This is a genomic window from Cupriavidus sp. FW216-B1 (assembly GCF_058789195.1).
In genome coordinates this window covers 306,302-315,914 of record NZ_JBYTEL010000007.1, presented here as the reverse complement: position 1 = coordinate 315,914, position 9,613 = coordinate 306,302, and the positions used below count along the sequence as shown (strand labels likewise).

Below are 9,613 nucleotides of genomic sequence, written 5' to 3'. Positions count from 1 at the left end.
GCGAAAGCCGGCTGGGCGGCAGGTGGCCGGCCTAAGTGGTGCCGCTGGTCAGCGAGATCAACAGCCTGCTGGGGCGCATTGCCGACGCGCTGGCGCGCGCGCGCCGGCAGGCCGCCGGCGCGCGCGCGATGGTCAGGGAACGCCAGTGCCGGTCAGCGCGAAGCCGGCGGCGTCGGCCTCGCGCGCGTAGCCGGCGAGCACGGCGTAGTCGGCCTCCTCCACCAGCGCGAAGCGCGCCAGGCACAGGCTGGCCAGCAGCGCCGCGTTGCCGGCGTCGCGGTGCAGGTCGAGCAGCGCCATGCGGATGCGCGCGGCGGCGGTGTCGCCCAGCGCGGGCGAGGCCACCAGCGCCGGCACCGGCGACGCCGGCGTCGCCGCCAGCGTCCTGAGCCGCGCCATGCGCGCGGGCGCGTGCAGGCGCAGCAGGTCCAGCACGTAGCTATCCACCACGCCCACGTCCGCGCGGCCGGCGAGCACGGCATCGATCACTTCGTTGGGCGTCGGCGTGGGCGTGTCGGCCGGGCGGTACGGCGCGCGCGTGCCGGGCGCGGCCTGGCGCAGCAGAAAATGGCGCGGCGCGTTGTAGCCCGAGTTGGACTCCGGCAGCATGTGCGCGAGCCGCATGCCGAAGGTGTCCGCCAGCGCCGCGGCCGGCGCGTCGGCCCGCACGATGAACTCGGTGAAATACACCGGGCACTGCCCGTAGCGCTCGGGCGAGGGCACCGGCGCGGCCAGCAGGCGCGGCCGCACCGCGGCGTTCACGTAGGGGAAGCCGCACATGAACACGCAGCCGCAGTCGGGCCGCGCCCACAGGGCGCTGACCGGCGCCGGCGCGGCATGCTCCAGGTACGGCAGGTCCACGCCGGCGCGTTGCGCCACGCGCGCGAACAGCTCCCGCCACGCCTGCGCCACCGGCGCGGCCACCGAGTACATGCGTGCGTTGGCGATCATGCGTAGACCAGCCTCTGGCCCAGCCCCATGCGCTCGGCCTTCTTCAGGATGGCGTGGCCCAGCGCGATGTCGCTCAGCGACAGGCCGCGGTGCCAGAACAGGTTGGTCTCGGCGTCGCTCTGCCGGCCCGGCTTGCGGCCGGCGACGATCTCGCCGAGCTCGCCGTACAGGGTCTGCTCGGACAGCTTGCCGGCTTCCACGTGCGCGCGCAGCGAGCCGAGCACGCCGCCCTTGCACTGGCCCCAGTCGTCCACCACCAGCTTGTCCATGATGTCGGTCAGCGACAGCTCGACCGCGCTCATGGTGCCGTAGGGCACCACGAACGCGCCGGGCTTGATCCATTCGGTCTTGAGCATCGGCGTGGGGCGCTCCAGGCGCGAGGCTTCCACCACGATGTCGGCGCCGCGCACGCACGACTCCCAGTCCTGCGTGACCACGATCTTCTTGCCGAGGTCGCGCGCCAGGCGCTCGGCGAAGGCGTTACGGCTTTCCGGGCGGCGCGAGTGCACGCGGATCTCGTCGAAGTCATAGAGGCTGTCGAGCAGGCGCACGTTCCAGTACGCGGTGCCGCGCGCGCCGATGTGGCCCAGCACCTTGCTGTCGCGGCGGGCCAGGTGGCGCGCGCCGAGCGCGGTGACGGCGCCGGTGCGCGCGTCGGTGATGAAGGTGGCGTCGATCATCGCCACCGGCATGCCGGTGCGCGGGTCGAACAGGTTGAGCATGGCCATCTCGGACGGCAGCCCCAGCTTGTAGTTGTCGACGTAGTCGCCGACGATCTTCACGCCGGCCAGCCCCAGCGGCGCCACGTAGCCGCGCAGCACGTTGAAGTGCCCGTTGAACGCCGGGTCCGGCGTCAGGTGCACGCGCGGCTCGATCACGGTCTGCCCGTTGCCCTGCGCCAGCAGGCCCTGCTCGACCGCATCGAGGATCTCCGCGTCGGTCATCGCCAGTCTGGCGATGTCGGGACCGTTGATGTAGGTCAGATGAATGTCGCTCATGCCGTCTCCTGTCTTCAGGTTTCAAGTAAGTGAATGCACGCGCCCGGTGCGTCGCGCGCGGCGCCCGGTGCATCGGCGCCCCATCGGCGTGCCCGGCGGAACCACTGTGGTGCGCGTCTGCCGCCGCGGCGGAAATGCCCGGCGTGGGGCGCCTTCGAGAGCAAGTTTAGGTATCGCGGCCATGAATGTCGTATGCTTATTTGTCCATCTGACTTAACACCATGTTATGGACTGGCGGGGCCCGCCGCGGGCCTTCGCCGGCCGCCCCGCGACCACGATGAAACTCAATCTCCGGCAGATCGAAGTCTTCCGCGCCGTCATGCTCACCGGCTCGATCAGCGCCGCCTCCAAGCTGCTCTACGTGTCGCAGCCGGCCATCAGCCGCCTCATGTCGCACACCGAGCAGCGCCTGGGGCTGGCGCTGTTCGAGCGCATCAAGGGCCGCCTCTACCCGACGCCCGAGGCGCGCCGCCTGCTCGGCGAGGTCAATGCCGTGTACGAGGGCATCGAGCGCGTCAACGAGATCGCCGAGGACCTCGCCGCCAAGCGCACCGGCAGTCTGCGCGTGTCGTGCAACCCCAACCTCGGCCAGACCGTGCTGCCGCGCGCGATCGCCGCGTTCCGCGCGGCGCACCCCGACATCCGCATCGTGGTGCGCACGCAGATCCCCGCCAACATGCTGCGCGCGCTGCTGTCCGGCCAGGTCGAGCTGGCGATCTCCAACATGCCGCTGGCGCACCCCAACCTGGCCGCGCGGCTGCTGGTGCGCAACCCCATCGTGGCGCTGGTGCCGGCCGGCCACCGGCTCGCCGCGCGCGCCTCGGTGCGGCCCGCCGAGCTGGCCGGCGAGCCGCTGATCGGCTACGGCGCCGACGTGCCGTTCGGGCTGCTGGTGCGCGAGATGTTCGGCGGCGAGGACGACCAGCCCGACATGCGCGTGCAGGTGGAACAGGCCCACGTGGCGCGCGCGCTGGCGCAGGCGGGCGCCGGCATCGCGCTGGTGGACGCCATGACCGTGTTCGGCCAGGACTGGCCGGGCATCGTGGCGGTGCCGGTCCGGACCAAGGTCAGCGGCTCGGTGCAGATCTTCCATGTGCAGACCGAGCCGCTGTCGCGGCTGGCGCAGGATTTCGTGGAGACGCTCCGGCGGCTGATGAAGAAGTGAGTGAAGACAAATGAGTGAGGACGCGAGGCCGGTCGCGCGCCGGCTGCATCCACCTGATATTCATAGTTGAAAGCCTTCGTTGGTGGCGCGCCCGCGCTGGCCGATACTCCGGGCTGATCCCCGTCCGCCATCGACGCGCAGGATGCATGCGCTCCCGCGCCGGCAGGACATTCCGACAGGACAACTTCGAATGCCAGCGCCCTCCTCCGTCCCCGGCTCCCGCCGCCTCGTTCTCAAGCAACTGGCCTCGCTGGCCGCCGCCGGCGGCTTCGGCTCCCTGCTGGCGGCCTGCTCGCGCGAAGGCGCGCCGCAGGCGGCCGGCGGCGGCGCGGCAAATGGCGCGGCCGGCGGCGCGCCGGCGGTGGTGGCCAAGGTGGGCGACAAGGTGCGCTTCCGCTACCCGGACAACCCGACCTTCGACCTGGTCTACCTGGCCGAGCAGCTCGGCTATTTCGAGGGCACCAACACGCGCCCGCAGTACATCGGCAAGGTCGCCGCGCCGCAGATCATTCCACTGACCGGCACCGGCGAGATCGACTTCGGCTCGCGCATGGTGCCGCTAGTAATTTCCGCGGTGGCCAGCGGCGCCGACATCAAGGTGGTGGCGGCCGGCAACAAGACGCTGCAGGACGCGCCGCACATGAAGTACTTCGTGCGCAAGGCCTCCGGCATCCGCCAGCCCAAGGACCTCGAAGGCAAGACCATCGGCATCAACAGCTTCGGCGCGTGCGCGGAGTTCGTCACCAAGACCTACCTGCGCCAGAAGGGCGTGGACGTCACCAAGATCAACTTCGTGGTGATCCCCGACGACCAGGCCGAGCAGACGCTGGCCACCGGCAATACCGACCTGGCCATCATCCACGCGCCGTTCTCGGGCCGCGCCGACCATGCCGACAAGCTGGTGCGCCTGTGGAGCGACTTCGACCTCGACGGCGGCCTGGGCGGCATGCAGCCGTACAGCGCGCACGGCAAGTTCATCCGCGAGCATCCCGAGTCGGTGCGCGACGTGGTGACGGCGCTGGCCAAGGCCGCCAACTGGGTCAACGCCAACCCGGAGGACGCGCGCAAGCTGGTGTCCGAGCGCATCAAGCTGCAGCTCGACTACGTGGACCGCTATGCCTACGTGGACAACCTGGTGGTGACCGAGCCGCCGATCCAGTACTACATCGACGTGCTGGAAGCCGAGGGCAAGCTGGCCAAGGGCAAGGTGACGGCCGCCAGCATCTACACCAACGAGTTCAACCCGTTCGCGGCCAAGGCCCAGGCGAAGGCCTGAGAGGCAGCGCATCATGACCGACAAGATCCTCGCGCGCGGCGTGCAGATGGACTACGCCGTGCGCGGCGAGAACGGACGGCCCGAGAACGTGGCCGTGCTGCAGGACTTCAACCTCGCCATCCGCAACGGCGAGTTCCTTTCCGTGCTGGGCCCGTCCGGCTGCGGCAAGTCCACCTTCCTGAGCATCCTGGCCGGGCTGACCGAGCGCACCGGCGGCCACATCGCCATCGACGGCAAGCCGCTGGCCGGCATCAGCCGCGACCAGGGCGTGGTGTTCCAGGGCTATGCGCTGTTCCCGTGGCGCACGGTGCTGCAGAACATCGAGGTCGGGCTGGAGATCCGCGGCGTCAAGCGCGCCGAGCGGCGCCGCATCGCGCAGGAGCATCTGGAACTGGTCGGGCTGGAAGGCTTCGGCGAGCGCTACCCGCACGAGATCTCGGGCGGCATGAAGCAGCGCGTGGCGATCGCGCGCTCGCTGGCCTACAAGCCCGAGGTGCTGCTGATGGACGAGCCGTTCGCCGCGCTCGACGCGCAGACGCGCGAGATCCTGCAGGGCGAGCTGCTGCGGATCTGGGAGCAGTACCGCAAGACCATCGTCTTCATCACGCACAGCCTGGACGAGGCCATCTTCCTGTCCGACCGCATCGCCGTGATGACGCGCCGGCCCGGCGCGGTCAAGGCCATCATCGACGTGCCGCTGCCGCGCCCGCGCCAGCCCGAGCTGCGCAACTCCGAGGCATTCGTGCGGCTGCGCCAGCAGGCCTGGGACATCCTCAAGGACGAGGTCCAGTTCAGCGCCGCAGTGCCGCGCCCGCTCGGCGCCACCGCGAACCCGGGCGAGCGCGTGGCGGGCGAGCCTGCCGCGTCCCTTGCGTCCGCTACGTCCGCCGCGTCCACCACATCCGCCGCGCGCGCCGCCACCCCGGCGCCGCTGGCGGCCACCACCGAAGCCAAGGCCGTCCTGTGAGCGATCCCGCCGTCAGCACTTCCGCGGCGCGCCATCCGGCCGCCGCCATCCGCCGGCTTGCCGGCCCTTCGCTGGCCGCCCGCCTGGGCGACCGCGCGCTGGGCCTGGTCGGCATCGTCGGCTTCCTGCTGCTGTGGGAGCTGGTGCCGCGCGCCGGCATCGTCAGCGAGGCCTACCTGAGCCCGCCGTCGCAGATCCTGCCGGCCATCTGGCAGATGGCGCAGAGCGGCGAGCTGCTCAAGCACGTGGGCGCGAGCCTGCAGCGCTCGCTGTGGGGGCTGCTGCTGGCGATCGGCCTGGGCGTGGCGCTGGGCCTGCTGATGGGCTGGTTCAGCCGGCTCGAAGCCATCGTCGACCCCATCCTGCAGCTGTTCCGGCAGACCTCGGCGTTCGCGCTGTTCCCGGTCTTCATCCTGTTCCTCGGCATCGGCGAGCTGTCCAAGGTAGCGATCATCTTCTGGGCCTCGTTCTGGCCGGTGCTGCTGAGCACCATCAGCGGCGTCAAGCAGGTGGACCAGCTGCTGATCAACTCGGCGCGCTCGATGGGCGCGTCGCGCCTGTTCGTGTTCGGCAAGGTGGTGCTGCCGGCGGCGTCGCCGTCCATCTTCACCGGCATCCGCCTGGCCGGCACCTACTGCATCACGGCGCTGGTCGCCGCCGAGATGATCGGCGCGCATTCCGGGCTGGGTTTCCTCACGCTGAATTCGCAGGAGGTGTTCCAGATCCCGGCCATGTATGCGGGCATCCTGCTGCTGGCGCTGCTGGGGCTGGCGCTGAACTTCATCCTGGCCCGCATCGAGCGCCGCCTCACGCGCTGGCGCCGGGGGCTGACCCTCAATGCCTGACGTGTCTTCCACCATGCCGCCGCTCCCGCGCGCGGCGTCACGCGGCGGTCATCCGCGGCTGCCTATACTGGCTGCCGCGCTGGCCGCTGCCGTGACGGTGCTGGCGCTGGCCTGGCTCGGCCTTCCCGCCGTGCTCGGCCGCCTGCCGCTGCGGCTGCCGGTGGAGAGCCTGCCCGCGCCGGCCCTCGACCTGCTGCAGCGGCTGCAGCCCGAGCCGCGCTGGGACGCGCTGCCGCAGGGCCCGGTGCTGGCTGGGGCGCGCCGCCGCGGCGTGCTGGTCGTCGGCGTGCGCGAGTACGCCCGGCCGGCGCCGCCCGGCGCGCCCAACCCGCCCGGGCCCGACGATTTCGACGCCGGCCTGGCCCGTTTCCTGGGCGAGCGCCTGCGGGTACCGGTGAAGCTGGTCGGGCTGGACGCGGACGGCCGCGCGCACGGCGCCGGCGCGCCGGCGCCGGACCTGGTCATCGCCGGCGCCCGCCCCGGCGCCGCCGGCGAGCCGCGCGTGGCAAGCCCCTACGCGGGCGGCAGCGGCCGGCTGATCGCGCTGCGCGGCAGCCCCTACCGGCGCGCCGGGGACCTGGCGCGCCGGCCGGTGTGCGTGGCGCAGGGCAGCCCGTATGCGCGGGAACTGGCCAGCCGCTATCATGCGGCCCCGGTGGTCTATGCGTCGGCGATCCGCGCGGTCGCCGCCTTCATGGCCGGCGAATGCCAGGCGCTGGCCGAGGACAAGCTGGCGCTGGCGCGGCTGGCGGGCCTGCCGGAATGGCGCTTCTACCGGGTGCTGGACCAGGACCTGGACGGCGACGGCGGCGCGCAGATCGGCCTGCGCCAGCCCGACCCGGACTCCGCGGCCTACCTGGACCGCGCGGTGCGCTACTGGGTCGGCGGCGGCGGCCTGGCGCGGGCGCGCGAGCAGCGCGCCGGCGACCTCGCCTACCAGGCAGGCGAGCTGCAAAGCGGCCTGGTCTGCCACGCCTGAACGGCCGCACTGCCGGCGGCGGCCGGCGCGCGCCCGTGCCATTCGCGAAAGTTACCCCCCTTAATCCCCTCTTTTCTTGAAACTGTCACATAGAAGACATACGCCACTTCTAAAATCAGCGACTTCGAAATAATCCGGATACCTTGGCGATGTCTGACGCTCCGGCCGATACCAGCAGGGTCGAATCCCGCGCGGCGCGTTCCCGCTTCCGCCAGCCTTGCGCGGAAGACTTGTGCGTTGCCACGCCGTCGGTGACAACGGAACAGACCAACCAGGACGTGCTGGACGTCTTCGGCAGGCACCGCGACCTCGACAGCCTGCCGGTGACCGAGGACGACCGGCCGATCGGGCTCATCAACCGCGCGATTTTCATGTCGCAGATGAGCAAGCCCTACCACCGCGAGCTGTACAACCGCAAGAGCTGCATCGCCTTCATGGACAAGGAGCCGCTGGTGGTGGACGCGGCCATGAGCATCGAGGCGCTGACCTTCAAGGCGGTGGAATACGGCGAGAAGGCGCTGGCGGACGGCTTCATCGTCGCGCGCGAGGGCCGTTTCCTCGGCCTGGGGCGCGGCCTGCAGCTGATGCGGGTGGTGGCCGACATGCAGGCCGAGAAGAACCGCCAGATCATGCACAGCATCGACTACGCCAGCATCATCCAGCGCTCGATGCTGCGGCCCTCGCGCGAGGCGATGGCCCGCACGCTCGGCGACGCCGGGCTGGTGTGGGAGCCGCGCGACGTGGTCGGCGGCGATTTCTATCACTTCGCGGCGTTCGAGGACGGCTGGTTCGCCGCGCTGGCCGACTGCACCGGGCACGGCGTGCCGGGCGCCTTCATGACGCTGATCGCCTCCTCCATCCTGACCCAGGCCATCGAGCAGCGCGGCCCGCGCGACCCCGGCGCGCTGCTCATGGCGCTCAACCGCGGCATCAAGCAGATGCTCGGCCAGGAAGAGCGCTACGGCGACACCGCGGAATCCAACGACGGCCTGGACGCGGCCTTCTTCTGGTTCGACAACGCCAGCCGGCACCTGTCCTTCGCCGGGGCGAAGAGCGCGCTGTTCGTGCTGCACCCCGGCGACGAGGACGGCGAGATGGTGGAAGGCGAGCGCATGGGCGCCGGCTACCTCGACACGGGCATGGATTTCGCTTGGCGGAACCGCGTGGTGCCGACCGTGCCCGGCAGCGTGGTGTTCGTCACCACCGACGGGCTGGTCGACCAGATCGGCGGCCCCAAGGAGATCGCCTTCGGCAAGCGGCGCATCCGCGAAGCGGTGCGCGCCAGCCGGCATGAGCCGGCCGCGCGCATCAATCAGGCCGTGCTGGAGCAATACAGCGCCTGGCAAGGGCAGCAGAACCGCCGGGACGACCTGACCTTCTTCTGCTTTCGCGTTCAGTAAGCGGGCAGCAAGTCCTGACAACAACGCCAACGACACCACGCCGATGAACGGTACTTCGATTGACAACGAATATGGGGCCTTCTTCAAAATGGCCCGGGAACGCAACGTGATCTTCTACTACGTCGGCTATTTTTCCCAGAACATCATCGCCGCCATGTCGGACGCGGTGCGGCTGCAGCTCGCCGTCAGCGGCGTGGACAACTCGACGCGGCGCAAGCTGTTTTCCTCGTTCGTGGAAATGGCGCAGAATATCGTCCATTACTCCTCGGACGCGCTGACGCCGCCCACCCAGGACACCGACCAGCTCCGCCACGGCTCCGTATGCATCAGCATGATCGACGACCGCTACCGCCTGATGTGCTCCAACCCCGTGGCGATCTCGCGCGTGGCGCAGCTGCGCGCCGCGCTCGAGCCGCTGCGCACGATGACGCTGGACCAGATCAAGCAGGCCTACCGGGAGACCATGCGGTCGGAGTCGCCCGAGGGCAGCAAGGGTGCCGGCCTGGGCTTCCTGACCGTGGCGCGCGACGCCAGCGCTCCCCTGGAGTTCAACTTCCAGCCGATCGATGCGGACCCGGCGTCGACCATGTTCCACCTGGTCGCCACGATCTGAGCAGGACGAGAAAAACAACGTCATGGAAAACCTGTTCATTGCCGCAACCCCGTCCTCGCCCGAGGTGAATTTCGACTTCGCGCAGCATACGCTGTCGCTCAGGGGCGAGTCCTACCCCGAGAACGCCGCCGTGTTCTACGGCGACGTGATCGTGCGCATGCGCAAGTACCTGGCCGCGTGCGAAGACACCGAGGTCACCGTCCACGTGGCGCTGACCTACTTCAACAGCTCCAGCACCAAGGTGCTGTTCAGCATGTTCGATGCCATGAACGACGCCGCCGAGAAAGGCAACCGCGTGATCGTGAACTGGTACCACGACGTCGACGACGACACCATCCTGGAATTCGGGCAGGAGCTGCACGCCGACTTCCCGGCCATCGAGTTCATCGACCACGCCACCACCGCCACCTGAACCGCGC

10 protein-coding genes are annotated in these 9,613 nt (G+C 70.2%); 8 read left to right on the top strand and 2 right to left on the bottom strand.

The genetic code is table 11. From position 1 onward, the window contains the following. Positions 1 to 132: 132 nt before the first annotated feature. Positions 133 to 951: a phosphate/phosphite/phosphonate ABC transporter substrate-binding protein gene (locus tag AC3WXD_RS17940; RefSeq protein WP_492324324.1), complete on the bottom strand. Its 819-nt coding sequence runs from the start codon at positions 949 to 951 to the stop codon at positions 133 to 135. Further along, entirely contained in the window at positions 948 to 1,949 is a 1,002-nt protein-coding gene (locus tag AC3WXD_RS17935) for an ornithine cyclodeaminase family protein (RefSeq protein WP_454733652.1), read from the bottom strand. The genes AC3WXD_RS17940 and AC3WXD_RS17935 overlap by 4 nt, the downstream gene beginning before the upstream one ends. 277 nt (positions 1,950 to 2,226) lie before the next feature. Between AC3WXD_RS17935 and AC3WXD_RS17930 the strand changes: the two genes are divergently transcribed. From AC3WXD_RS17930 to AC3WXD_RS17895, 8 genes are all read left to right on the top strand, one after another. Beyond that, complete coding sequence (locus AC3WXD_RS17930; RefSeq protein WP_059412614.1) at positions 2,227 to 3,114, top strand: LysR substrate-binding domain-containing protein; 888 nt, start codon at positions 2,227 to 2,229, stop codon at positions 3,112 to 3,114. A 190-nt stretch (positions 3,115 to 3,304) separates the two neighbouring features. After that, complete coding sequence (locus tag AC3WXD_RS17925; RefSeq protein WP_492324323.1) at positions 3,305 to 4,390, top strand: ABC transporter substrate-binding protein; 1,086 nt, start codon at positions 3,305 to 3,307, stop codon at positions 4,388 to 4,390. A 13-nt stretch (positions 4,391 to 4,403) separates the two neighbouring features. Further along, complete coding sequence (locus AC3WXD_RS17920) at positions 4,404 to 5,357, top strand: ABC transporter ATP-binding protein (RefSeq protein ID WP_492324322.1); 954 nt, start codon at positions 4,404 to 4,406, stop codon at positions 5,355 to 5,357. Positions 5,358 to 5,428: 71 nt separating this feature from the next. Continuing rightward, positions 5,429 to 6,202, top strand: coding sequence for an ABC transporter permease (locus AC3WXD_RS17915; protein WP_155888001.1), 774 nt, complete (start codon positions 5,429 to 5,431; stop codon positions 6,200 to 6,202). A gap of 13 nt (positions 6,203 to 6,215) precedes the next feature. Continuing rightward, positions 6,216 to 7,181: a type 2 periplasmic-binding domain-containing protein gene (locus AC3WXD_RS17910; RefSeq protein ID WP_492324321.1), complete on the top strand. Its 966-nt coding sequence runs from the start codon at positions 6,216 to 6,218 to the stop codon at positions 7,179 to 7,181. 149 nt (positions 7,182 to 7,330) lie between these two features. Continuing rightward, the gene (locus AC3WXD_RS17905; protein ID WP_029043365.1) at positions 7,331 to 8,581 is read left to right on the top strand and encodes a SpoIIE family protein phosphatase; all 1,251 of its coding nucleotides are present in this window, start codon (positions 7,331 to 7,333) and stop codon (positions 8,579 to 8,581) included. 43 nt (positions 8,582 to 8,624) lie between these two features. Further along, positions 8,625 to 9,194 (top strand): SiaB family protein kinase, encoded by a 570-nt coding sequence (locus AC3WXD_RS17900; RefSeq protein WP_020201916.1) that lies wholly within the window; start codon positions 8,625 to 8,627, stop codon positions 9,192 to 9,194. A 22-nt stretch (positions 9,195 to 9,216) separates the two neighbouring features. Further along, a complete protein-coding gene (locus AC3WXD_RS17895; protein ID WP_020201917.1) occupies positions 9,217 to 9,606 on the top strand; it encodes a DUF1987 domain-containing protein in 390 nt (129 codons plus the stop codon). Positions 9,607 to 9,613: the final 7 nt, after the last annotated feature.